This is a genomic window from Actinocrinis sp., from assembly GCF_035650855.1.
Lineage (GTDB): Bacteria > Actinomycetota > Actinomycetes > Streptomycetales > Catenulisporaceae > Actinocrinis.
Genome location: NZ_DASRGV010000219.1, coordinates 1 through 22,576 on the forward strand (window position 1 = coordinate 1; position 22,576 = coordinate 22,576).

Genomic DNA, 22,576 nt, shown 5'->3' on the forward strand with positions numbered 1-22,576 from the left:
GGAGGGGAGTTGGGTGAGCGGGCGGGGTGAGGATCGTCACAGGGGGCCCGGGCGGATCGGCGGCAACCGGGCACTGGCGGAAGGACGCCCCGCTGGGGATACTCATCGGTAACAAGCGCCCAGCGGACCGGACGCGGGCGACTTCCAACACCCCCGAGGAGTGCGCAATGGGGCGCGAGATCACCACAGTCGGCGTCGTCGGGCTCGGCACGATGGGTGCCGGCATAGCCGAGGTGATGGCCCGCAACGGCCTGCGCGTGCATGCGGTCGAGATCGACGACGCAGCGCTGAACCGCGGCCGGGCGCACGTCGCGCACTCGACCCGCCGCGCGGTCTCCCGCGGGAAGCTGACCGCCGACGAGGCCGCCGCGCTGCTCGACCGGATCGAGTACACCGTCGAGCTGGCGCCGCTCGCCTCCGCCGACCTGGTGATCGAGGCGATTCCGGAGCGGCTGGAACTCAAGCGGGAGCTGTTCCGCAAGCTGGATGGGATCTGCTCGGCGGAGACGATCTTCGCGACGAACACGTCGTCGCTCTCGGTGACCGAGATCTCGGTGGCGACGTCACGGCCGTCACGCGTGGTCGGGCTGCACTTCTTCAACCCTGCGCCCGTGATGAAGCTGGTCGAGGTGGTGCGCACCGTGGTCACCGACCCGGGCGTGCTCGCGGACGTGGAGGACTTGGCGCGGCAGCTGGGCAAGGCCCCGGTGACCATAGGCGACAAGGCCGGGTTCATCGCCAACGCGCTGCTGTTCGGCTATCTCAACCACGCCGCCTCGATGTACGAGGCCAAGTACGCCACGCGCGAGGACATCGACGCCGCGATGCGGCTCGGCTGCGGCCTTCCGATGGGTCCGCTGGCGCTGCTTGACCTGATCGGGCTGGACACCGCGTACGAAATCCTCGACACGATGTACAAGCAGTCGCGCATCCGGCTGCACGCCCCCGCGCCGATCTTCAAGCAGATGAAGACGGCAGGGCTGCTCGGCCGCAAGTCCGGGCGCGGCTTCTACACGTACGAGCAGGCCGACGTGCCGACCGTGGTGCCGGACGCGCTCACGCCGGACCCTGCGGCGGCCACCGAAGGCGCGCGGTCGGTCTCGCGGGTCGCGGTTGTCGGCTCGGGGACGATGGCGAACGGCATCGCAGAGGTCTTCGTCAAGGCCGGATACGCGACGGTGCAGATCGCGCGCAGTGAGGAGAAGGCGGCGGCGTCGCGTGCGGCGATCGAGAAGTCGCTCGGGCGTGCGGTGGAGAAGGGCAAGCTGAGCGGGGAGGAGCGGGACGCGGCGCTGGGGCGGCTGACGTCGAGTGGGGCGGTGGGCGACGCGGGGGATTGCGACCTGGTCGTGGAAGCGGTGGTCGAGGACCTGGGCGTGAAGGTGGCCCTGTTCAAGGAACTCGACGCCGTCTGCAAGCCCGGCGCGGTGCTGGCGACGACGACGTCGAGCCTGCCGGTGATCGAGTGCGCGATGGGGACCGGCCGGCCCCGCGACGTGGTCGGCATCCACTTCTTCAACCCGGCCCCGGTGATGAAGCTGGTCGAGGTGGTGCACACGGTGGCGACCGCCGAGGACGTGCTGGCGACGGCGCACGAGGTGTGCGCGCGGCTCGGCAAGCATGCGGTGGACTGTGGCGACAGGGCGGGCTTCATCGTTAACGCATTGCTTTTCCCGTATCTGAATGACGCGGTGAAGATGCTTGAGGCGCACTACGCGACGGCCGACGGCATCGACACGGCGATGAAGCTGGGCTGCGGCTACCCGATGGGGCCGTTCGAGCTCCTGGACGTGGTGGGTCTGGATGTCGCGCTGGCGATCGAGCGGGCACTGTACCTGGAGTTCCGCGAGCCGGGCTTCGCGCCGGCGCCGTTGCTCGAGCACCTGGTGACCGCGGGGTACCTCGGGCGTAAGACGAAGAAGGGGTTCAGGGATTACGGGGCCTGATGGCGCGCCGAGGCAAGGGTTGCGGGCGTGTGGCGCCGGTGCGGTGAGTTGGTCACGATTGGATAACCTAGGGCGGTGAGCCCGAGGAAGAACGACGCGCGTGCCGGTGGGCGCGGTCGTTCGTCAGGGCGCGGCCAGTCCGCTGATCGGGAGCCCCGGGACATCGAGAAGGCGTTCGGCTTTCAGCGAGTCGAGTCGGCGCGCGACGGCGAGTGGATCGTGCGCTCGGTGGCCGGCGCGAGCACGACGAAGACGTACCGGTGCCCCGGCTGCGATCAGGAGATCCGGCCGGGCGTACCGCACCTGGTCGCGTGGCCGGCCGATACCGAACAGGCGGCTTGGCACGGCGGCGGTGGACTCGACGACCGGCGGCACTGGCACACGCCCTGTTGGAACGCGCGCCTGCGCCGCCGGTAGCGAGTTGCCCAAGCGGGCTTCCAGCGGTGGTGCTGGCCTGACGGAACGTCAGGCGTCGCGCTTGACGAGCAGCCAGGCGGCGATCGCGAGCAGCACGGCCGTCCAGAGCCCGAAGACGCCGAAGCCCTGCCAGGCGCTCAGGATCTGATCCTTGGGATAGATCTGCATGATCTGCTGGCCCGCGTTGGTCGGCAGGTACGCCGAGACGTGCTTGCCGATGTTGCCCGGCAGCAACTGCGCGAGCGGCACGATGACCAACACCAGCGCGATGACTGTAGTGATAGCGCCAGCGGTGTGCCTGATCAGCTGGCCGATCGCGAGGGCGAAAAGGCCCAGCACGCCGAGGTACAGGCCCTCGCCGATGACCGCGCGCGTCACATGCGGATCGCTGAGCGACGTGTGCACCTTAGAGGCCAAGATCGACTTGCCGATGCCATAACTGGCGAAGCTCAACACCTCGCCGATGATCAGCACCGGGATCGTGAACACGATGCACTTGGCCGCGAGCATGCGCAGCCGGTGCGGCGCGGCAAGCAGCGTCGAGCGGATCATGCCGGTGGTGTACTCGGAGGACGCCACCAGAACGCCGAGCACACAGACCGCCAGCTGTCCGAGGAGCAGGCCGCTGCCGAGGATTTGCGGCACCGGGTCGAGGCGGGTCTGAGCCTGGTCGGCCGTGGTCATCTGGGACCAGGACTGCACGCGAAGGAAAATGATGAGCGCGGTGAATCCGATCACCGCGATGATGAGTGCTGCGAACGACCAAGCCGTCGAGCGCACGGTGCGCAGCTTGGTCCATTCGGCGGTCAGCAGCCTGCCGAAGTTCGCGTGCCCGTCGTTGGTGCCGGCGGTGCGCGGAATCGCATCGGTGACCATCACGCACCTCCGCCCTGCGCCGCGCCCGACGCGGGACCTGTCGGGATACCTGCCGGACCGTGGAACTGGACATCTTCCCTGGTCAGCCCCATGAACGCCTCCTCCAGCGAACCGCGCTGCGGAGAGAGCTCGTGCAGCACGACCCCGTTCGCCGCGGCCAGCTCGCCGATCGCCGCCGCCTCGGTCTTGTTGACCAGCAGCGCCCCGTCCTGCTGCGAGGTCACGGTCGCGCCGAGCCCGTTCAGCGCCTCGCGCAGCTTCTCGGTCTGCGGCGTGCGCACCAGCACCACGTTCTCGGCGTAGCGGGCGATGAACTCGTCCATCGCCGTGTCCGCGATCAGCCTGCCGCGGCCGATCACGACGACATGGTCCGCGGTGACCGCCATCTCGTTCATCAGGTGCGAGGAGACGAAGACGGTGCGGCCCTCGGCGGCCAGCTGCTTCATCAGGTTTCTGATCCAGACGATGCCCTCCGGGTCGAGCCCGTTGACCGGCTCGTCCAGGATCAGCAGGCGCGGATTGCCGAGCAGCGCGGCCGCGATGCCGAGGCGCTGGCCCATGCCCAGCGAGAAGCCCTTGGTGCGCTTCTTGGCCACCGCGGAGAGCCCGACCAGGTCGAGCACCTCGTTGATCCGCGACTTGGGCACGCCCTGTGTTTGCGCGAGATAGAGCAGATGGTTGAACGCGGTGCGCCCCGGGTGCACCGCCTTCGCCTCAAGCAGCGCTCCGACGTACCGCAGCGGGTCCGGCAGGCTGCGATACGGCATGCCGTCGATCAGCGCGGTCCCCGAGGTCGGCCGGTCGAGGCCGAGGATGAGGCGCATCGTGGTGGACTTGCCAGCCCCGTTCGGGCCGAGGAAGCCGGTGATGCGACCCGGCTCGACGGTGAAGCTCAAGTGGTCTACGGCGGTGGTTTCCCCGTACCGCTTCACCAGATCTTTGACTTCGATCATCAGTACCCCCAATCGCGAGTCATCCTTGCACGGTTCGCCAGTCTGTACAGCTCAGAACGCGGGTCGTTGCGGCTCGGGCCGGTGTGATCGATCAACCACCGCGTCCTCGCGCAAACTACGGCAACGGCCGATGCGCGGCGTGGGGCGCTGCGCATCGGCCGTCCGGATTCGCCTGCTCGGCGTAGCGAATCAGGCGTCGCGGGTGCGGAAGACGTATCCGCCGAGGGCGACCGCCACGATGCCGTAGATCAGGAACACCCCGAAGCCGGTCCAGGCGCCCAGGTCGGTGCCGGGCACGTGCTGGGTCGACCAGACCTGGCCGCCCGAGTTGAACGGCAGCCACTTGTCCAGGTGGTTCTGCCAGCTCTGCGGCAGGAAGTTGACCAGGATGGTCAGCACGAACAGCAGGCCGACCCCGCTGGTGATCGCGCCCGCGGTGTGCCGCAGGATCGCGCCGAGCCCGAAGGCGAGGATCGCCGAACCGGCCAGGTACAGGCCGCCGCCGACGACCGCCTGCATCGCGTGCGGGCTGCTCAGCGTCAGGTCGACGCCCTTGGCGCGCCAGAACGAGGAGTCGATCAGGAACGAGACGAACGAGATGACCTCGCCGACCACGAACGCCACCGCCGAGACGACCAGCAGCTTCGACCAGAACACCGAGGCCCGGCGCGGCTGGGCGGTCAGCGAGGTGCGGATCATCCCGGTGGAGTACTCCGAGGTGATCGCCATGGCGCCGAAGACCACCATGATCAGCTGGCCGAGGATGATGCCGAAGAGGGAGCGCTGGGTCAGGTCCTCGTGGGCCAGCTGCGCCGCGGTCGCGTCGCCGTGGTTGGCCCGGCCCCAGTTGCCGAGCACGCTGATGCCGATGGTGACCACGGTCGCCGAGCCCAGCGTCCACATGGTGGAGCGCACCGACCGGATCTTGGTCCACTCCGAGCGCAGCGCCCCGCCGAAGCCGGCCCGGCCGGAGGCGGGCGGCAGCGCGGTCAGCCCGCCGAGGGCGGAGGTGTTGGTCGTCATCTCAGCGGCCTCCCTGCTGCATCGCGCCGGACACGACGTCGGCGGCGACTCCCGCCGCGTCGGCGACCGCGCCGCGCGCCGGCTGGCCGGGCACCGCGGCGTGGTACTCCACGCTGTCCTTGGTCAGCTCCATGAACGCCTGCTCCAGGGACGCCTGGATCGGCGAGAGCTCGTGCACCCGGATCTGGTTGTCGAAGGCCAGGTCGCCGATCTCGGTCATGCCCAGCTTGGTGATCCGAAGCGCGTCCGCGCCGTCGGGGGCGGCCGCGCCGCCCTTCGCCGTGACCAGCGCGGCGAGCCGCTGCGACTCGGGGGTGCGCACCCGGATGGTCAGCTCCGAGTTGGCGTCGATGAACTCCTGCACCGTGCAGTCCGCGACGAGCCGGCCGCGGCCGATCACGATCAGGTGCTCGGCGGTGTTCTCCATCTCGCTCATCAGGTGCGAGGAGACGAACACGGTACGGCCCTCGGCGGCCAGCATCTTCATCAGGTTCCTGATCCAGAGGATGCCCTCCGGGTCGAGGCCGTTGACCGGCTCGTCGAACATCAGCACCTTGGGGTCGCCGAGCAGCGCCGCGGCGATGCCGAGCCGCTGGCCCATGCCGAGCGAGAAGCCGCGCGAGCGCTTCTTGGCCACCTCGCTCAGGCCCACCAGCTCCAGCGCCTGGCCGACCCGGGCCTTGGGCAGGTTGTTGGTCTGCGCAAGGCACAGCAGGTGGTTGTACGCGCTGCGGCCCCCGTGAATCGCCTTGGCGTCCAGCAGCGCCCCGACCTCACGCATCGGATAGGCGACCTTGGAGAAGGGCCTGCCGTCGATCGTCACCGTGCCGGAGGTGGGCGCGTCGAGGCCGAGGATCAGCCGCATCGTGGTGGACTTGCCCGCGCCGTTCGGGCCCAGGAAGCCGGTCACCTGGCCCGGCTTGACGGTGAACGTGAGATTGTCCACCGCCAGCCGCTCGCCATACCGCTTCGTGAGGCCGTTCGCCTCGATCATCGTAAGAAATCCCTCGTGTCGGACGTGGATAGTGGTCTTCTTTGAGACTCGCCACAACGTACCGGGGGCGGGTGCGGCGTCTCGTCCACCTGTGGGACGGTCTTTGGCACGTCACGCGGTACACCTGTGGGTGGACCCAACCCTTAGGGTGGACACCGAGATGGCTACTGAAATCACCGCCCACGTGATCCTGCCCGCGCGCCGCGAGCCGATCGAGCTGAAGACCGCCGACGGCCTCACCCTGGTCGGCGAGCTGGCGCTCCCGCTCGATCGCGAGCCGGTCGCGACGCTGGTCACCTTCCATCCGCTACCTACCGCGGCCGGGATGATGGACAGTCACGTGCTGCGCAAGGCGGCATGGCGGCTGCCGGCGCTGGCCGACATCGTGGTCCTGCGGTTCAACACGCGCGGTACCGCTTCGGCGCGCGGCCGCAGCGAGGGCGAGTTCGGTGAGGGCGTTTCCGAGCGGTTCGATGTGGCCGCCGCTTTCGAGTTCGCCGAGGGACTGAACGAGGGCGGCCACGAGCTGCCGAACCTCTGGGCGCTCGGCTGGTCCTTCGGCAGTGAGCTGGTACTCAAATACGCCTGCGAGCCGGACGTGCTCGGCGCGATCCTGCTCTCTCCGCCGCTGCACCGCGCGCAGCCCGAGGACCTGAAGGTCTGGGCCGAGTCCGGCAAGCCGGTCACCGTCCTGGTCCCCGAGTTCGACGACTACCTGCGGCCCGCCGAGGCCCGCGAGCGCTTCGCCCTCATCCCGCAGGCTGACGTGATCGGCGTCGACGGCGCCAAGCATCTGTGGGTCGGCGAGAAGTACGTGCGCATCGTGCTCGACGAGATCGTGCGGCGGGTTCACCCGGCTGCCGCGCCGCTGCCGGTGCAGTGGGACGGTCCGTTCGAGAAGTACGCCGCGCCGATCGGGACGCACCACGCCTAGGCGTGCGCGGCGGCCGCAGCGGGCCACCTGAGTAAGGGCATTGCCGCGATCGGGCTTTCGTAACCACCTGAAACTTGCACCCGCGCCGACGGGCCCGTTCGACGCTTCATCGACGGCCGGCCGGCTTCCGCGGCCACGGCGTGCCTGTGTAATTTTCGCGCTCCCGGAGGCCGTGAGCCGCGCCGTCGCGCGCCCGCCCGGCCGAAGTGTTGACGCGTGGCGCGCCGTCCGTACCTTCCGATCACGAAGAGGCGCGGCCAACCGACCCGGGCGCGTCCGAACGCCGCTGCCGCCCAGCGGCCCACGACCCTACGGAAAGGCCCCACCTGATGTTGGTCAGATCATTGCGACGGCTGCGCCTCGCGCTGGCGGCCGCGCTCGGCCTCGCGCTGCTGACGGCGCCGGTCACCGCGGCGCGCCCGGCGCACGCGGCCACCACAGTCGGATCAGGGTACTGGCACACCAGCGGCCGGCAGATCCTGGACTCGGCGAACCAGCCGGTGCGCATCGCGGGGATCAACTGGTTCGGCTTCGAGACCTCGAACTACGTCGCGCACGGCCTGTGGAGCCGCGACTACAAGAGCATGATCGACCAGATGAAGTCGCTCGGCTACAACACCATCCGGCTGCCCTACAGCGACGACATCTTCAAGGGCACCCAGCCGCAGAGCATCAACTACTCCGGCGGCATGAACGCCGACCTGGTCGGGCTCGACTCGCTCGGCGTCATGGACAAGATCATCAACTACGCGGGCGCGGTCGGCCTCAAGGTCATCCTGGACCGGCACCGTCCCGACGCCAGCGGCCAGACGGCGCTCTGGTACACCAGCAGCGTGCCCGAGTCGACCTGGATCGCCGACCTGAAGGCGCTGGCCCAGCGGTACCTGAACAACACCGCGGTCATCGGCATCGACCTGCACAACGAGCCGCACGACCCGGCCTGCTGGGGCTGCGGCGACACCACGATCGACTGGCGGCTGGCGGCCGAGCGCGGCGGCAACGCGGTGCTCTCCGTGAACCCGAACCTGCTGATCTTCGTCGAGGGCATCCAGACCTTCAACGGCAGCAGCTACTGGTGGGGCGGCAACCTGCAGGGCGCGGGCCAGTACCCGGTGCAGCTGAACGTCGCCAACCGGGTCGTGTACTCCGCGCACGACTACGCCACCAGCGTCGCGCAGCAGTCCTGGTTCACCGACCCGAGCTTCCCGTCGAACATGGCCGGAATCTGGGACCAGAACTGGGGCTACCTGTTCAAGCAGAACATCGCCCCGGTGTGGGTCGGTGAGTTCGGTACCACCCTCGCCTCCACCATCGACCAGACCTGGCTCAAGACCCTGGTGACCTACCTGCGGCCGACCAGCCAGTACGGAGCGGACAGCTTCCAGTGGACGTTCTGGTGCTGGAACCCGGATTCGGGTGACACCGGCGGCATCCTCAACGACGACTGGACCACGGTCAACACGACCAAGGACGCCTACCTCGCGAGCATCAAGGCGCCCGGCTTCGGCGGCGGTAGCAGCTCCGGTGGCGACTACACGCCGCCCTCCACGCCGACCGGCCTTCAGGTGACGGGCGTTACCGCATCTAGCGTGTCGCTGTCGTGGTCTGCGTCTACGGACAACGTGGCGGTGACCGGATACAACATCTACCGCGGTACGACGCTCGTCGGAACGTCGAGCGGCACGACGTATACAGATTCCGGACTGACCTCGGGAACCGCGTACACCTACTCGGTCGCTGCGTATGACGCAGCTGGCAACGTCTCCACGAAATCGACTGCGGTGAGCGCGACGACATCGAGTGCGTCGTCAGGCGGCAACTGTCTCGCCAGTATGCACATCGACACCAGCTGGACCGGTGGCTTCAACGCGACGGTGACCGTGACGAATACGAGCACGAGCACCGCGACCAAGACGTGGAAGGTCACCTGGACCTGGCCCGGCGGCCAAACGGTCAACAGCATGTGGAACGCGGTCAGCACCGCTTCCGGCACCTCGGAGACCGCGACCAACGAGCCCTACAACGGCGCGATCGCGGCCTCCGGCTCGACCAGCTTCGGCTTCCAGGCCAGCGGCGGCACCGCAAACCCGGTGCTCACCTGCACCGCGACCTGACCGGGAAGCAGATAAAAGCTGACAGCTGATCAGCTGTAGCCGAGAAATCCAGCGGCGGGATTGACGTGCCAGGCGGCGCGTCGGTCCCGCCGCTCCGCCTGTTCGATCAGGACTTCCTAAGATCGGTCCTGCCGAGGCAGCAGCACCTCGCGCACGATGTACGCCAGGCCGGCGGACAGCGGAATCGCCAGCAACGCCCCGATCACGCCCAGCAGCGCGGCCCCGATCAGCGCCGCTATCACCGCGATCATCGGCGGCACGTCCACCGAGCGCGCCATCACCCGCGGATAGATCACGAAGTTCTCGAACTGCTGGTAGACGATGAAGAAGATCCCCGCGACCACGGCCTTGACCGGGGAGTCGAACAGCACCACCAGCGTCACGATCAGCGCCCCGATCGTCGCGCCGACCAAGGGCACGAAGTCGGTCAGCGCGATCAGCAACGCGAGCGGCAGCATGTACGGCACATTCAGCACGGCCAGCATGAGGTACGAGGCGAGGCCCGCGAGCGCCGCGACGGTCACCGCGCCGGACACGTAGCCGCCGACGCGCTCGAGCACGCCGTCGGCCAGCTCTCCGACGCGGGCGCGCCGGGAGGCCGGGATGAGCTGGTAGGTCGACTGCTTGATCGTGGGCAGCGATCCCAGGAAGTAGATCGTCATCACCAGCACGGTGAACGCCTTGAACACCGAGGAGATCAGGAACTCGCCGAAGCCGAGGATGCCGCCGGCGATCATCTTCGCGGTGTCCGCCTGCGCCAGGAGGCTCTGCAGGCGGCCGACGATGTTGTACTTCGCGTCGAAGCGACGCACCGTCGCGTTGCGGCCGAGCTGTTCGAGGTGCTGCGGCAGCGAGGCGATCAGGCTGGTGGTCTGCTCGGCCAGCGGCTGCGCGATCGCGGTGACGAAGCCGGCGAACAGCAGCAGGCAGGTGCCCGCGACGATGAGGACGGCCCAGCGGCGTTGCAGTCCACGCGCGGTCAGCCGCTCGACGAACGGGTTGAGGCCGACCGCGAGGAAGAGCGCGATGACGATCAGCACCAGCACGCTGGTCAGCGAGACCAGCGCCTGCGCGAGGTAGTAGGCCAGGATCAGGCCGAGGCCGCCGACGAAGCCGACGTAGTACGGGTGCGAGCGGCGCAGCGGACGGCCGGGGCGCCGCGCACCGGGGCCGCGGCCGCTCCTGCCGCCGGGCTCGGGCTTGGCAGGGTCCGCGGCGTTGTACTCAGCGGCGCCGTGCTCCGAGGCGGAGGACTTCCCAGCCGAGGCGGACACGTCGGTGGCCGTCATCTCGGCCACCTCGGACGCTTCCTCGACAGACATATCCGGGATTCTGCCATCGCGCGGACGCCCGGGGTGCGGTCACCCACGGCGTGGCCCGCGGCCGGATGCAGAATGCACATCCGGCCGCGGAACCCTAACGCCGCTGACGCAGTCCGTCGCGCGTACTGCCCTTAACGACCCTGCGCCGGAACGGACGCCTCGTCGTCGGCCTTGTCGCTGTCGCCCAGGTTGAGGCCCGCCAGGGCGCCGCCGATCGCGCCGCCGCCGGTGAGCGTCGCCAGCATCTCGCGCACGTTGTGCAGCTGCGCGTTGATCGAGTCGCGGCGGTGGGTGAGGGCGGCCAGCTCGCGCTCGGACTCGGAGCGGATCCGGTCGGTCTTCGCCCGCGCGTCGGCCACGATGTCGTCGGCCTGGCGCTGCGCGGTCTCGATGGTCTGGCGGGCGCGCCGCTCGGCGTCGGTGCGCATCTTCTCCGCCTCCAGGCGGATCTGCTCGCTGCGGGTCTCCACCTCGGCCAGGTGCTTCTCGGCCTTGGCCTGACGGGCCGCCAGGTCGCGCTCGGACTGCTCGCGCCGCTTGGCCAGCTTGCTCTCGAAGTCGGCGGCGGCCGCGGCCGCGGTGGCCCGGATGTCCTCGTAGTGCGCCTCGGCCTCGGCCCGCTTGGCCGCGGCGTCCTTGGCGGCCTCGGCCCGGATCTGGTTCGCCTCGTCCTTGGCCCGCTCGTTCAGGCGCAGACCCTCGGCCTCGGCCTTGGCCCGGCACTCCTTCGCGTACGACTCGGCGTCCGCGCGCACCTGCGCCGCCGCCTGCTCGGCCAGCTCGCGGTGCTGGTCGGCGGCGCGGCGGGCCTCCTCGCGCAGGTCCTTGGCCTCCTCCTCGGCCAGCCGAAGGATCTTCTCCACCCGAGCGCCGAGACCGGCGTAAGAGGGCTCGGAGTCGCTCATCTGCGCCTGGATCGACTGGTTCTCCAGGTGCAGCTCCTCGATCCGCTTCTCCAGCGCGGCGACCCGGTGGGCCGCGCTGTCGCGCTCGGCCGTGAGCTTCGTGATCCGTTCGTTCGTCTGCGGGATGTCGTAACCCTTGCGAACGATCTCCAGACCGAGGGGCGATGTGGTCTCGCTCATCTTCTTCAATCTCCTGATGACCGTCGAGGTCGGTGGGGCCGTGCTGGGGTCTGCGTCAGCGGTCTGCGGCGCCGCGGCGCGGTCCGCCGGGCCGGGATCGCGCGGATTCCAGGGGAATCCTGGCACGTTTCCGGCAGGCGCCGGGCCGGCTCTGCGGGATTTGCGGTAGCCATCGCCCGATGGGGTGGCAGTTAAGAGCGGACGAGGCCCGAGAGCCCGGCTCCCAGGCCTCGGCCACTCTTAGCGTCATCACCCTAACCGCTGTCCGTGTCCGATCGGCAGGCATCGCCACGGTTTTTCTGCGAACGGCGCCGATCGGCATGGCACTCGTGATGCGTATGTGACGCAACGAGCCCTGATTCAGTGCGTGTGCGCCGGGCCGGGCGTAACAGAGTGCTTCCGGAGCCTTACCTTGAGCGGCGCGCCCCTGATCCGGGCCGGTCACCGCGCCGCGTCTTCAGGCGACTTCGGCTTGGCCGGCGGCTGCTTCGGGATCGGGCCGGCCAGCGCGTCGAGCACGCCCTGGACCCGGCTCATCTCCGCCTTGATCTCCTCGCGGCGGATCTGCAGCGCCTCGACCTCGCGCCGCGCCTCGCCCTTGAGCTGCTCGGCCTTGTCCCTGGACCTGGCCACGATCGTGTCCGCGGCCTTCTCCGCCGCCGACTTCATCGTCTCGGCCTCGCGCGCCGCCTCGCTGCGGACCCGCTGCGCTTCGCGCTGCGCCGTGGCGACCTGCTCGGCGACCGTGGCCCGCAGCGCGTCCGCGCCTGACTGGGCGTCAGCCGTGATCTTCGTCGCCTCGGTGGTGGCCTTCTGCAGCTGGTTGCGCGCCTCGGTGACCAGCTCGTCGGCGCGCTTGGCCGCGCTCTGCAGCGTCTCAGAGGCCTGCTTGCGCGCCGCGCTCGTGGTCTGATCGGCCTCGGCCGCCGCCGCCGCACGGGTGCGCTCGGCCTGGGAGGTCGCGTCGGACCTGATCCGGGCCGCCTCGGCCTGGGCCGCCGAGGTGGCCGCGCGCGCCTCGGCCTGCGCCTTCTCGGTCACGCCCTGGGCCGCGGTGCGGATGCGGTCCACCTCGGCGCGGGCCGCCGCGGTGATCGAGTCCGCCTCCGCACGGGCCTTGGCGACCAGCTGCTCGGCCTGGTCCTTCGAGCTGTGCGCCAGCTTGCCGGCCTCTTCACGGGCCGCCGCCACCAGCGCGTCCGCCTCGCGGGCCGCCTTGGCAAGCCGCTCCGCCGCGTCCTTGCGCGCCTGCTCGGCGATCGCCTGCGCCTCGTCCCGCAGCCGCTGCGCGGCCTCGGCCGCCTCCCCGCGCACCCGCTCGGATTCGCTGCGCCCGGCGGTGAGCATCGCGTCGGCCTTCGTGCGGGCCTCGGCCAGCAGCGCGCCGGCCTCCGCCTTTGCGCCGTCGAGCACGCCGTCGGCGCTGGCGCGGATCGCGGCCACCTCGTCCTTGGCAGCCTGGATCGCCTGCGCGGTCTGCGCGGCCGTGTCCTCGGTGAGCTTCTGCGCGGCCGCCTTCGCCTTCGCGGCCAACTCCGCCGCGTCGGCGCGGATCCGGCTCGCGTCGGACTCGGCGTCGGAGCGCTGCCGCGCGGCGTCCTCGCGGGCCTCGGCCAGCAGCCGCTCGGCGTCCGCCCGCGCGTCCACCAGCGCCTTCTCAGCCTGCTGACGCAGCGAGAGCGCCGCGGACTCGGCCTCGGCCCGGGTGGCCGCGGCGTCCTGCTCGGCCTTCTCGATCAGGCCCTCGACCGCCTTGCGCACCGACTCGGCGTGCGCCTCGGCCTCGGCCACCGCCTTCGAGCCGGCGGCGTTCGCCTCGCCGACGATCCGCTCGGCCTCGGTACGCGCCGCCTCGCGGGCCGCGTCGGCGTCCTGCTTCGCCTGGGATTCGAGCTCGGCGATCCGCGCCTCGCTCTTCTGCTTGAGCTGGCTGATCTCGGCCCGCGTCGCGTTGCGCATCGCCTCGACGCCGGCCTCGGTGTCCAGCCGCAGCTTCTCGGCCTCGGCGGCGGCCTGCGCGCGTACCTTGTCCGCCTCGCTGGCCGCCCGCGCCGCGGTCTCCTGCGCCGCCGCGGTCGCCTCTGCCTTGAGCCGGTCCGCCTCGGCCTGCGCCCGCTCGGCGGTCTCCTTCGCCTCGGCGAGCGCCCGGCCCTTCAGCTCCTCGGCCTCGATGCGGCTGCGGGCCCGCGTCTCCTCCGCGTCGGACCGCGCCCGGCCGAGCTCCGCCTCGGCTTCCGCGCGGGCCTGCGCGACCGTCTCCTCGGCCTGGGTGCGCGCCTGTCCGACGGTGCGCTCCGCCTCGGCCAGGCTCTGCAGCCGGGTCTTCTCCGCGGCCTGGTCCGCCTCGGCCTTGACCTGGTCGGCCTCGCCGCGCACCCGGTCCGAGTGCGCCTGAGCCGAGGCGCGCAGCTCGTCCGCCTGCGCCGTGGTCTCGGCGAGCAGGCGCTGCGCGGCGGTCGCGGCGTCGTCGCGGATGCTTGTGGCCTCACCGCGCAGCCGCTCGGCCTCGTCGGCGGCGTCCTGGCGCAGCTTCTCGGCCTCGGCCTCGACCGCGGCGCGATGCTCGCGCGCCGCCTCCTCCGCCGCATCGGTGATCTTCCGCGCCGCCTCGGTGGCCACGCCGTGCGCGCCGGCGGCCTCCTCGTGCAGCCGCTTGGCCTCGCCGTGCAGCGTCGCGGCTTCTTCGCGCAGCGCCGCGACCTCGGCCCGCACGCTCTCGTCGTGCTGCCTGGTCTGCTCGGTGGCGTCCGTGATCAGCTTCTCGGCGGTCGCCGCCGCCTTCTCCAGGGTCTGCGCGGCCTGCTGCTCCGCCTCGGCCACCTGCTGCGCCGCGGCCTCGCGCTGGGCGTTCGCGGCCGCGGTGGCCTCCGCGACGGTCTGCGCCGCCTTCGCCGCGGCCTCCGCCTTGACCCGGCCGGCCTCGGCCTCCGAGTCCGCCTTGAGCTGCTCGGCCAGCGCGGTGGCCTCGGACCGGACCCGCTGGGCCTCGGTCTGGGCCATCGTCATCAGCTTCTGCGCGCTGGTGGAGGCCGAGCTGGCCTGCTCCGAGGCGTCCCGCTCGTGCTTGGCGGCGCGGGCGGTGGCGGCCTCGGCCGTCGCCTGCGCCTCCTGCACCAGCCGCTGCGCCTCGGCGGTGGCCTTCGCCACGATCTGGTCGGCGTGGGTGCGCGCCGCCGTCGCGGTCTGCTGGGCCTCGGCCTGCAGCGAGGCGCGCATCTGCTGCGCGTACTCCTGGGCCTGGCGCACCTCGTTGGCGGCCTGCTCGCGCAGCTGCCGCAGCTCCGACTCGATCTGCGCGCGGGCCTGCTCGGTGGCCTGGCGGCGCATCTGCTCGGTCTCGTTGCGCACCCGCTCGGCCCAGGCCACGGTCTCGTTGACCTCGGCCTCGCCGCGCTGCCTGCGCTCGGCGAGCTCCGCCTCCAGGGACCGGCGCCGCTGCTCGAAGTCGGCCTGGAAGCGCTGCGCCTCCTGCTGCGCCTGCGCCCGCACCTGGTCGGCCTGCGCCTGCGCGCTGCGCAGCATCTGGTCGACCTGGCCGGAGATGTTGCCGTAGTTCGGCGTGGTGCCGTTGCGGCGCAGCTCGTGCAGCTTCGAGCGCAGCACTTCCACCTGGTAGCCGAGATCCTCGCCGTGCGCGATCGCCTCATCGCGCTCAGTGCGCACCCGCTCCAGGTGCGCTTCGAGTTCGTCGAGGTGGGCCTCGACCTCGTACCGGTCGTAGCTGCGCATGCTCTGCTCGGGACCCGCCTGCTCCCAGTCGTCGCGGGGCCGACCGGTGCCACGGTCGGCCGTCTTGCCGCGCCTGCCCGGCGAGTGCGGAGTCGACTCGTCCCGGCCCGGCTCCCAGACCCGGTGCGGATCCGGATCGGCGTAGCCGGAGTCATCCGGCTGCGCCGCGTAGTACTCCTGGAACCGTACGTCACCGGAGGCGTCATGGGGAGGGCGGGAACCGTAGCCGGTCCGCTCATCCACGCGCCCATATCCCATGACAGACAATCCTGTCAGATTCCGGGCCGGGGGGCCTTAGACGTTACGAAAGCGTTCGATCGCACTCCGGTGTCGCTCCCGCAGTGCGCTGTCACGCACCCCCAGCCCTTCTTCTGGTGCTAGACACAGTACGCCCACTTTGCCCTGATGCAGATTCCGATGGACATCAAAGGCCGCTTGCCCGGCCTCGGCCAGCGGATAGCTGCGTGAGAGAGTCGGGTGGATGCGCCCCTTCTGGATCAGCCGGTTCGCCTCCCAGGCCTCGCGGTAGTTGGCGAAGTGCGAGCCGATGATTCGCTTGAGGTTCATCCAGAGGTAACGGTTGTCGTACTCGTGCATGAAGCCGCTCGTCGAGGCGCAGGTGACGATCGTGCCGCCGCGCCTGGCCACGTAGACCGAGGCGCCGAAGGTCTCCCGGCCCGGATGCTCGAAGACGATGTCAGGGTCCTCGCCCCCGGTCAGTTCCCGGATACGCGCGCCGAACCGCTGCCACTCCTTCGGGTTCTGCGTCGTCTCGTCGCTCCAGAACTGGAAGCCCTCCGCGGACCTGTCGATGATGAGCTCGGCGCCCATCGAGCGGCAGATCTCAGCCTTCTGCGGCGAGGAGACCACGCACACCGGGATCGCCCCGCCGTTGAGCGCGAACTGGGTCGCGTAGGAGCCGAGACCGCCCGAGGCGCCCCAGATCAGCACCACGTCGCCCTGCTTCATCCCGGCGCCGTTGCGCGACACCAGCTGCCGGTACGCGGTGGAGTTCACCAGCCCGGGACTGGCCGCCTCCTCCCAGGTGAGGTGGTCCGGCTTCGGCATCAGCTGGTTGGTCTTGACCAGCGCCACCTCGGCAAGGCCGCCGAAGTTGGTCTCGAAGCCCCAGATCCGCTGCTCCGGGTCGAGCATCGTGTCGGAGTGCCCGGCGGCGTCCTCGAGCTCGACCGACAGGCAGTGCGCGACCACCTCGTCGCCGGGCCGCCACTTGTTCACCCCGGGACCGGTGCGCAGCACCACGCCGGCCAAATCGGAGCCGATCACGTGGTACGGCAGGTCGTGCCGCTTGGTCAGCGCGGAGAGCTTGCCGTACTTGCGCAGGAAGGCGAAGGTCGGCACCGGCTCGAAGATCGAGGTCCACACGGTGTTGTAGTTGATCGCGCTGGCCATCACGGCCACCAGGGCCTCGCCGGGCCCGAGCTCCGGCAGCGGCACCTCCTCGACGTGCAGCGAGGCGCGCGGGTCCTTCTCCCGGGTGCTCTGCCCCTCGAACATCGCGGTCTCGTCCGCGTGCACGGTCACCGCCCGGTACGCCTCGGGCAGCGGAAGGGCGGCGAAGGTCTCGGCAGGCGTGTCCGCGGCGTTGATCGCGTCCAGGATCTCCTTCAGCTCGGGGGAGGAGGGGGCCGCGGACGCGGCGGCGGTCTGGTTACTGCTCATGGGTGTCGGCCTCCAGGTGGATGGTCGCGTGAGCTGCGGTACCTATTCGAGAGTGTGTTACTTGCGAGTAACTATGCCGCCACACGTGCGGCTTGGCTAGGTGGGTGCGCCACACAGTCGGAGTGGTGCGAATCACAGCCGCGCACATCGCGCGGGGATTTGAACGCGTTCGAAATCGGCGCTACGCTCAGCGCAGAAACTGAACGTGTTCAAAACAGGGGTGAACGCCCTGGTCGGAACGCACACCTGGAGGGGATCCGGATGGACCTCACCGTCGCGACCTACATCGTCTATCTCGCCATCACCATCGCCCTGACCGTCTGGGTCGGCCGCACCTTCAGCCGGGCCGGACTGGTCTTCCTCTCCGAGATCTTCCACGGGGACCAGAAGCTGGCCGAGGCGGTCAACCACCTGTTCGTGGTCGGCTTCTGCCTGGTCAACCTGGGCTTCGACGCGCTGTGGCTGCGCTACGGCCCGGCCGTCGCCGACACCCGCGGCTTGTTCGAGGCGCTGTCCGTGAAGGTCGGGACGGTGCTGCTCATCCTGGGTGCGCTGCACCTGCTCGACATCCTCGTGCTCAACAGGTACCGCCGCCGCGCACTGACCGAACTGGCCAGCCAGCTCGGCCTTCCGGAAGCCCCCGCGCCAAGCAGGTGATCCGGCGTCAAGGCACACTCGTCCCCATGACCGAGCAACCGGAAGCGAGCGTGCAGGAGCGGGTGGGGGGAGGTGCGGGCCGAGCCGCGGGGGGCTCGGCCCGCACCCGCACGTCATCGCCCGCAGCGCGCACCGAGACCACAACGCATTCCAGGCCCACTGCGCACACCAAGAGCGAGCAGACCCGCGCGCTGATCCTCGAGACGGCGCTGCGCCTCTTTCGGGAGCGCGGCTACGACCGCACCACGATGCGCGCGATCGCCGAGGCGGCCGGGGTTTCGGTAGGGAACGCCTACTACTACTTCGCCTCCAAGGAGCACCTGGTCCAGGGCTTCTACGACCAGATCGCCGCGGAGCACCGCGCGCAGCTCCCGCAGGCCCTGTCCGGTCGCACCGAGCTGGGCGACCGGCTGAGCACGACGCTCCGGGTGTGGATGGCCATCGCAGCGCCCTACCATGAGTTCGCCGCCCAGCTGTTCAAGAACGCGGCCGACCCGCAAAGCCCGCTCAGCCCGTTCTCGGCGGAGTCGCAGCCGGCCCGCGACGCGATGATCGAGCTCTACAAAGGCGTGCTGGCGGGCTCGGACTCGAAGGCGAAGCTGGACGGCGAACTGGCGGCGATGCTGCCGGAACTGCTGTGGCTCTACCACATGGGCATCGTGCTCTACTGGGTCTACGACCGCTCCCCGAACGCCGAGCGTACGGCCCGCCTGGTGGCCCGCGCGACGGCGGTGGTGGCCCGGCTGGTGGCCCTCAGCCGCTTCAAGGTGCTGCGTCCGCTCGTGCGCGAGGCCAAGGCGCTGCTGTCAGAGTTCGTGCTCGTCGAGCCGGAGCAGCGCGCGGGCGACGGCCGAGAGCCGCAGCCGCAGCCGCAGCCGCGGCGAAGGCAGGAGTCTGAGTAGAAGCGCTCAGCCCTCGGCGCGACGCCTGGCGATGTACTCCTCGAACTCGGCCATGAACCGGGTGAAGTCCGGCTCGGTGCCAGTACGCAGTTCCAGGCTGTCGAGCAACCCGGCCTCTCCTGTGCAGAAGACGTGCTGACCGCGCCATTCGACATGGATGCCGGAGCGGTTCGGAAGATCCATGCGGGTGGCGGGTATCGGCGCGCCGTCGATCACGATGCTCGCCGGCGTTTCGGGCGCCGGCGGATTCTCCAGGAAGCCGCGCACGTCGTGACCGGCGCCCATCCCCTCCGGATCGATCAGGTTGCCGGCGAGGGTCTCTATCGTGCGGATCCGTTGTGGCCAGTCGATCGTGCCGCGCACGGTGCGCACGCGCAGCCGATTGCTACCCGTCGCCGCGTAGGTCACGTCCACCGACCACGGGTGGTCGTCCGACTCTTCGAAGCCGAGCAGGGCGATCGTGCCTTCCGGCGGCACGCAGGCTACTGCGACCGGACCGGGGAACTCCGCCGCTCGCCGTGCGTAGTCCGGACGCTGAGGTAATGACCCCTCACCTGGCCGTCGGTAGTGCATCGCCCCTCCACCCGTAGATCCCGTCAGACCCCTATCCCGTCAGACTCCTAACGTGCTTGGGGGCGAGCCAGTTCCCTGGTTTCGGAGTCAGCTCTTGCGCGGCTCGCAGAGGTAAAGGCGCTGCGTGGCGCGGGTGAGGGCGACGTAGAGCGTCCGGGTGCCGGCCGGCGACTCCTGCTCGATCGCGTCCGGGTCGAGGATCACGGCCGCGTCGTACTCCAGGCCCTTGGCGTCCAGGGCGTTGACGACGACGAGCCTGCCCGCCGCTTCGTCAAGCTGCCGGCTGAGGGCCGCGGAGGTGGCCTGGGCCGCGGCGAGACCGGTGATGACGCCCACCGTGCCCTCTACCGCCGCGAGCGCCTCGGCGACCGCTGCTTCGAGGTCGTGGCGGTGCTCGGGCGGGAAGCCGGTGGAGCGCACGGCGTCGGGCAGCCTCGCCTCGGGCGCCGCCTTCTTCGCGTACCGGCTCGCATAGGCGAAGATCTCGGCCGAGTTGCGGTAGTTGGTGCGCAGCTCGTGGACGTGGCGGGCGCGGTCGCCGAGCGCCGCCTGCAACGCCCGCTCGGACTCCTGCGGGTCGGGCCAGGCGGACTGCACCGGGTCGCCGACGATCGTCCACGTCGCGCGGCGGCCGAGGCGGCCGAGGACCCGCCACTGCATCGGCGAGAGGTCCTGCGCCTCGTCCACGATGACGTGCGCGTAGCTCTCCCGGACCCGTTCGCGCCGCGCCGCCTCCGAGGTGCGGTCCGCCCACGATGAGACCTCTGTGACGCCGCTGTCCGCGAACAGGCCGCCGTAGACGTCCTCCTCCTCGTTCTCCTGCGGAGGAGTGCCGAGCAGCTGGGCGAGTTCGTCGAGCAGCGGGACGTCCTCGACGGAGAAATCGGGGCGGCGGGCGGATGCGGATCCGGCCGGCCGGTCCTCGTCCTGCGAGTCGCCGTCGGCCGTCGCGTCGAGGCCGAGGTGCGCGGCCCACGAGCGGGCGAGCGCGTCGATCTGAGCGGGCGTCAGATGCTTACGTCCGTAGTACGCGAGCGATTGAGCGTCGGCGCAGGAGCGCAGGACTTCCTGGGCGGTGCGGTACGGCCACCACTCCTCGACGAAGAGCTCGAAATCGGCGCGGTCGCGCAGATCGCGGTCGAAGATCGCGCGTTCGCTGCGGCGGCGTTCGCGCAGCTCGCCCGGCAGCTGCTCCCAGGCCGCCTCGACCAGCGCGGTCTCCGCGTTCGCCCGCGCCGCGTTGGGACGGGGATTGCGCTGCAGGACGGCGCGACGCAGGTCGTCGAGGCGCCGTCCGTCGAGCCGGATGACGTGCCCGTGATAGGTGGCGCGGAACTGGCGCGGGGTGTTCGGCGGGGTCGCCCGGACCGCCCGGCCGAGAACCGGCAGCAGCCGGCCGGAGCCCTTGAGCTCGGCGAGGTCCGCCGGGTCGTGCCGGGTCGCTTTGACTCCGTCGACCAACTCGCCCAGGGAGCGCAGCGCCGCGGTGTGCTCGCCGAGCGAGGGCAGGACCTGCTCGATGTAGGACACGAACACCGCCGAGGGCCCGACGATCAGCACACCGCCGGACTCGAACCGCTTGCGCTCGTTGAACAGCAGGAACGCCGCCCGGTGCAGGGCCACCGCGGTCTTACCGGTGCCGGGGCCGCCGGTGATGATCGTCGCGCCGTCGGCGGGCGCGCGCACGGCTTGGTCCTGCTCCTTTTGAATGGTCGCCACGATGTCGTGCATCGCCGAGCCGCGCTTGCGGGTCAGCGCGGCCATCAGCGCGCCGTCGCCGACCACGGTCAGGGCCAGCCGCTCGGCGCCGTCCGGGTCGAGCAGGTCGTCGTCGAGGCGGGTGACCTTCGCCCCCACGCAGCGGATCGTGCGGCGGCGCACCACGTCCATGCGGTCGGTCGGGGTGGCCCGGTAGAACGCCGCGGCCGCCGGGGCGCGCCAGTCGACGACCAGCGGCTCGTAGTCCTCGTCGCGCACGCCGATCCGGCCGATGTGCCGGGCCTCGCCGTCGTCGAAGTCGAGCCGGCCGAAGACCAGGCCCTCCTCCTGGGTGTCGAGCCGCCTGAGCCACACCGTGGCCTGATACACGATCGCGTCCCGCTCGACCAGGCCGCCCTCGTTGCCGAACAGCGCGCGCCGATGGCCCTCGGCCTCGTAGGCGCGTGCGTGCTGGCGCATCACCTCAAGGCGCTCGTGCACCCGGTCCACATGGCGCTGCTCGGCTTGCATCTCGGCGCGCTGCGCCCGATCGGGCGCGCCGGTGCTCGTCGCGGGCTGAGGCAAAAGAGGCACGACCTCCGATAGGACACTTGGACGCGGTCCATCGCGCCTGTACCTGGTTCAGGCAGGACCGGACAGTCTATCGGGGCTGGGAGACAGGACGGGTGATCGAGTCGGGCGGGTTGGCTCGATTGGAGACGAACGCGTCTCAGTGATGCTCTGATGCGGAGGGGGCCGCCGCCTGCACGAGCTCGGTGAGAACGCCGTGGCAGTCCTTCGGGTGCAGGAAGTTGATCGAGGAGTTCGACGTACCACATCGCGGGGTGCCGTAGAGCGCGCGAACGCCGGTGCTCGTGGCGGCCTCCGTGGTGGCCACGACGTCGGGGGTGCCGAAGGCGATGTGGTGTACGCCCTCGCCGTGCTTCTCGAGGTACTTGGCGATCGCCGAGTCGTCGCGCACGGGCTCGAGCAGCTGGAGGTAGGAGGCGCCGCCGTCGTCGGTGCCGTTGACCCGCAGCATCGCCTCGCGGACGCCCTGCTCCTCGTTGACCTCGCTGTGCGCGACCTCGAAGCCGTAGGTCTTGCGGTAGAACTCGATACTCGCGTCGAGATCCCGGCAGGCGATGCCGATGTGGTCGATGCGAGTGATCATGGATTCCTCCACCGAAATTATGGTCCGGGGCACTGTGGTCAAGCCGACACTGTTAGACCCTACTGGGGGGTAGCTAAATTGTGGATAGTGTCGAAGACGACACTCGACCGCCATCTTTCAGGAGGCGTACCGAATATGGCCAGCTCTGTCATCGTCGCCGGAGCGCGCACACCGATGGGCAAACTGCTCGGCGCGCTGACCCCGTTCAGCGGGGCCGACCTCGGCGGATTCGCGATCAAGGCCGCCTTGGAGCGGGCCGGGGTCGTCGCCGACCAGGTCGACTACGTGATCATGGGTCAGGTGCTTCAGGCCGGCACGGGGCAGATGCCGGCGCGCCAGGCCGCGGTGAAGGCCGGCATCCCGATGAACGTGCCCTCGCTGTCCATCAACAAGGTCTGCCTGTCCGGGCTCGACGCGATCGCCCTGGCCGACCAGCTGATCCGGGCCGGCGAGGTGGAGATCGTGGTGGCCGGCGGCCAGGAGTCGATGACGAACG

At 70.3% G+C, this 22,576-nt stretch carries 18 protein-coding genes; 7 read left to right on the top strand and 11 right to left on the bottom strand.

The genetic code is table 11. The features are described from left to right. Positions 1 to 167 precede the first annotated feature (167 nt). Together VFB40_RS15900 and VFB40_RS15905 are read left to right on the top strand one after the other, a co-directional pair. Positions 168 to 1,946, top strand: coding sequence for a 3-hydroxyacyl-CoA dehydrogenase family protein (locus VFB40_RS15900; RefSeq protein WP_324851453.1), 1,779 nt, complete (start codon positions 168 to 170; stop codon positions 1,944 to 1,946). A gap of 75 nt (positions 1,947 to 2,021) precedes the next feature. Continuing rightward, positions 2,022 to 2,363 carry an Rv1322 family protein gene (locus tag VFB40_RS15905; protein WP_324851455.1) on the top strand — a complete coding sequence of 114 codons (342 nt, stop codon included), beginning with the start codon at positions 2,022 to 2,024 and terminating at the stop codon, positions 2,361 to 2,363. A gap of 48 nt (positions 2,364 to 2,411) precedes the next feature. Here the strand turns inward: VFB40_RS15905 and VFB40_RS15910 are convergent, their stop codons facing one another. From VFB40_RS15910 to VFB40_RS15925, 4 genes are all read right to left on the bottom strand, one after another. After that, positions 2,412 to 3,239 (bottom strand): ABC transporter permease, encoded by an 828-nt coding sequence (locus tag VFB40_RS15910; protein ID WP_324851457.1) that lies wholly within the window; start codon positions 3,237 to 3,239, stop codon positions 2,412 to 2,414. Then, the gene (locus VFB40_RS15915) at positions 3,239 to 4,192 is read right to left on the bottom strand and encodes an ABC transporter ATP-binding protein (RefSeq protein ID WP_324851459.1); all 954 of its coding nucleotides are present in this window, start codon (positions 4,190 to 4,192) and stop codon (positions 3,239 to 3,241) included. The genes VFB40_RS15910 and VFB40_RS15915 overlap by 1 nt, the downstream gene beginning before the upstream one ends. Before the next feature lie 189 nt (positions 4,193 to 4,381). Next, a complete protein-coding gene (locus VFB40_RS15920; RefSeq protein ID WP_324851461.1) occupies positions 4,382 to 5,215 on the bottom strand; it encodes a DUF2705 family protein in 834 nt (277 codons plus the stop codon). Position 5,216: 1 nt separating this feature from the next. Continuing rightward, positions 5,217 to 6,209: an ABC transporter ATP-binding protein gene (locus tag VFB40_RS15925; RefSeq protein WP_324851463.1), complete on the bottom strand. Its 993-nt coding sequence runs from the start codon at positions 6,207 to 6,209 to the stop codon at positions 5,217 to 5,219. A 160-nt stretch (positions 6,210 to 6,369) separates the two neighbouring features. Between VFB40_RS15925 and VFB40_RS15930 the strand changes: the two genes are divergently transcribed. Continuing rightward, positions 6,370 to 7,143, top strand: coding sequence for an alpha/beta hydrolase (locus VFB40_RS15930; RefSeq protein ID WP_324851465.1), 774 nt, complete (start codon positions 6,370 to 6,372; stop codon positions 7,141 to 7,143). Between the two features lie 329 nt (positions 7,144 to 7,472). Then, positions 7,473 to 9,257: a cellulase family glycosylhydrolase gene (locus VFB40_RS15935; RefSeq protein WP_324851467.1), complete on the top strand. Its 1,785-nt coding sequence runs from the start codon at positions 7,473 to 7,475 to the stop codon at positions 9,255 to 9,257. Between the two features lie 116 nt (positions 9,258 to 9,373). Here VFB40_RS15935 and VFB40_RS15940 read toward each other — a convergent pair whose 3' ends face one another. The 4 genes from VFB40_RS15940 to ccrA all read right to left on the bottom strand — a co-directional run bounded on the left by VFB40_RS15940 (position 9,374) and on the right by ccrA (position 17,025). Continuing rightward, the gene (locus VFB40_RS15940; protein WP_324851469.1) at positions 9,374 to 10,579 is read right to left on the bottom strand and encodes an AI-2E family transporter; all 1,206 of its coding nucleotides are present in this window, start codon (positions 10,577 to 10,579) and stop codon (positions 9,374 to 9,376) included. Between the two features lie 131 nt (positions 10,580 to 10,710). Next, positions 10,711 to 11,664, bottom strand: a complete 954-nt coding sequence (locus VFB40_RS15945; RefSeq protein WP_324851471.1) for a coiled-coil domain-containing protein — start codon at positions 11,662 to 11,664, stop codon at positions 10,711 to 10,713. Between the two features lie 441 nt (positions 11,665 to 12,105). Then, a complete protein-coding gene (locus VFB40_RS15950) occupies positions 12,106 to 15,651 on the bottom strand; it encodes a polarized growth protein Scy-related protein (RefSeq protein ID WP_324851473.1) in 3,546 nt (1,181 codons plus the stop codon). A 36-nt stretch (positions 15,652 to 15,687) separates the two neighbouring features. Continuing rightward, the gene (gene ccrA / locus VFB40_RS15955) at positions 15,688 to 17,025 is read right to left on the bottom strand and encodes a crotonyl-CoA carboxylase/reductase (protein WP_349261502.1); all 1,338 of its coding nucleotides are present in this window, start codon (positions 17,023 to 17,025) and stop codon (positions 15,688 to 15,690) included. Positions 17,026 to 17,337: 312 nt separating this feature from the next. On the opposite strand from ccrA, the gene VFB40_RS15960 reads away from it, so the two are divergent. Then, positions 17,338 to 17,733 (top strand): hypothetical protein, encoded by a 396-nt coding sequence (locus VFB40_RS15960; RefSeq protein ID WP_324851477.1) that lies wholly within the window; start codon positions 17,338 to 17,340, stop codon positions 17,731 to 17,733. 26 nt (positions 17,734 to 17,759) lie between these two features. Continuing rightward, the gene (locus tag VFB40_RS15965) at positions 17,760 to 18,635 is read left to right on the top strand and encodes a TetR/AcrR family transcriptional regulator (RefSeq protein WP_324851479.1); all 876 of its coding nucleotides are present in this window, start codon (positions 17,760 to 17,762) and stop codon (positions 18,633 to 18,635) included. A 6-nt stretch (positions 18,636 to 18,641) separates the two neighbouring features. On the opposite strand, the gene VFB40_RS15970 is transcribed toward VFB40_RS15965, so the two are convergent. The 3 genes from VFB40_RS15970 to mce all read right to left on the bottom strand — a co-directional run bounded on the left by VFB40_RS15970 (position 18,642) and on the right by mce (position 22,080). Continuing rightward, positions 18,642 to 19,049 carry a hypothetical protein gene (locus VFB40_RS15970; RefSeq protein ID WP_324851481.1) on the bottom strand — a complete coding sequence of 136 codons (408 nt, stop codon included), beginning with the start codon at positions 19,047 to 19,049 and terminating at the stop codon, positions 18,642 to 18,644. Between the two features lie 246 nt (positions 19,050 to 19,295). Next, positions 19,296 to 21,500: a HelD family protein gene (locus tag VFB40_RS15975; protein ID WP_324851483.1), complete on the bottom strand. Its 2,205-nt coding sequence runs from the start codon at positions 21,498 to 21,500 to the stop codon at positions 19,296 to 19,298. Positions 21,501 to 21,636: 136 nt separating this feature from the next. Next, a complete protein-coding gene (gene mce, locus VFB40_RS15980) occupies positions 21,637 to 22,080 on the bottom strand; it encodes a methylmalonyl-CoA epimerase (protein ID WP_324851485.1) in 444 nt (147 codons plus the stop codon). A gap of 135 nt (positions 22,081 to 22,215) precedes the next feature. On the opposite strand from mce, the gene VFB40_RS15985 reads away from it, so the two are divergent. After that, on the top strand, positions 22,216 to 22,576 hold a 361-nt coding region (locus VFB40_RS15985), incomplete at its 3' end, for a thiolase family protein (protein WP_324851487.1).

Bases quoted from the DNA above. Each gene is read 5' to 3' on its own strand.
- VFB40_RS15935 (WP_324851467.1), top strand. From the start codon at position 7,473: ATGTTGGTCAGATCATTGCGACGGCTGCGCCTCGCGCTGGCGGCCGCG.
- VFB40_RS15965 (WP_324851479.1), top strand. From the start codon at position 17,760: ATGACCGAGCAACCGGAAGCGAGCGTGCAGGAGCGGGTGGGGGGAGGT.
- VFB40_RS15960 (WP_324851477.1), top strand. From the start codon at position 17,338: ATGGACCTCACCGTCGCGACCTACATCGTCTATCTCGCCATCACCATC.
- VFB40_RS15940 (WP_324851469.1), bottom strand. From the start codon at position 10,579: ATGTCTGTCGAGGAAGCGTCCGAGGTGGCCGAGATGACGGCCACCGAC.
- VFB40_RS15910 (WP_324851457.1), bottom strand. From the start codon at position 3,239: ATGGTCACCGATGCGATTCCGCGCACCGCCGGCACCAACGACGGGCAC.
- VFB40_RS15930 (WP_324851465.1), top strand. From the start codon at position 6,370: ATGGCTACTGAAATCACCGCCCACGTGATCCTGCCCGCGCGCCGCGAG.
- mce (WP_324851485.1), bottom strand. From the start codon at position 22,080: ATGATCACTCGCATCGACCACATCGGCATCGCCTGCCGGGATCTCGAC.
- VFB40_RS15925 (WP_324851463.1), bottom strand. From the start codon at position 6,209: ATGATCGAGGCGAACGGCCTCACGAAGCGGTATGGCGAGCGGCTGGCG.
- VFB40_RS15915 (WP_324851459.1), bottom strand. From the start codon at position 4,192: ATGATCGAAGTCAAAGATCTGGTGAAGCGGTACGGGGAAACCACCGCC.
- VFB40_RS15900 (WP_324851453.1), top strand. From the start codon at position 168: ATGGGGCGCGAGATCACCACAGTCGGCGTCGTCGGGCTCGGCACGATG.
- VFB40_RS15950 (WP_324851473.1), bottom strand. From the start codon at position 15,651: ATGGGATATGGGCGCGTGGATGAGCGGACCGGCTACGGTTCCCGCCCT.
- VFB40_RS15945 (WP_324851471.1), bottom strand. From the start codon at position 11,664: ATGAGCGAGACCACATCGCCCCTCGGTCTGGAGATCGTTCGCAAGGGT.
- VFB40_RS15920 (WP_324851461.1), bottom strand. From the start codon at position 5,215: ATGACGACCAACACCTCCGCCCTCGGCGGGCTGACCGCGCTGCCGCCC.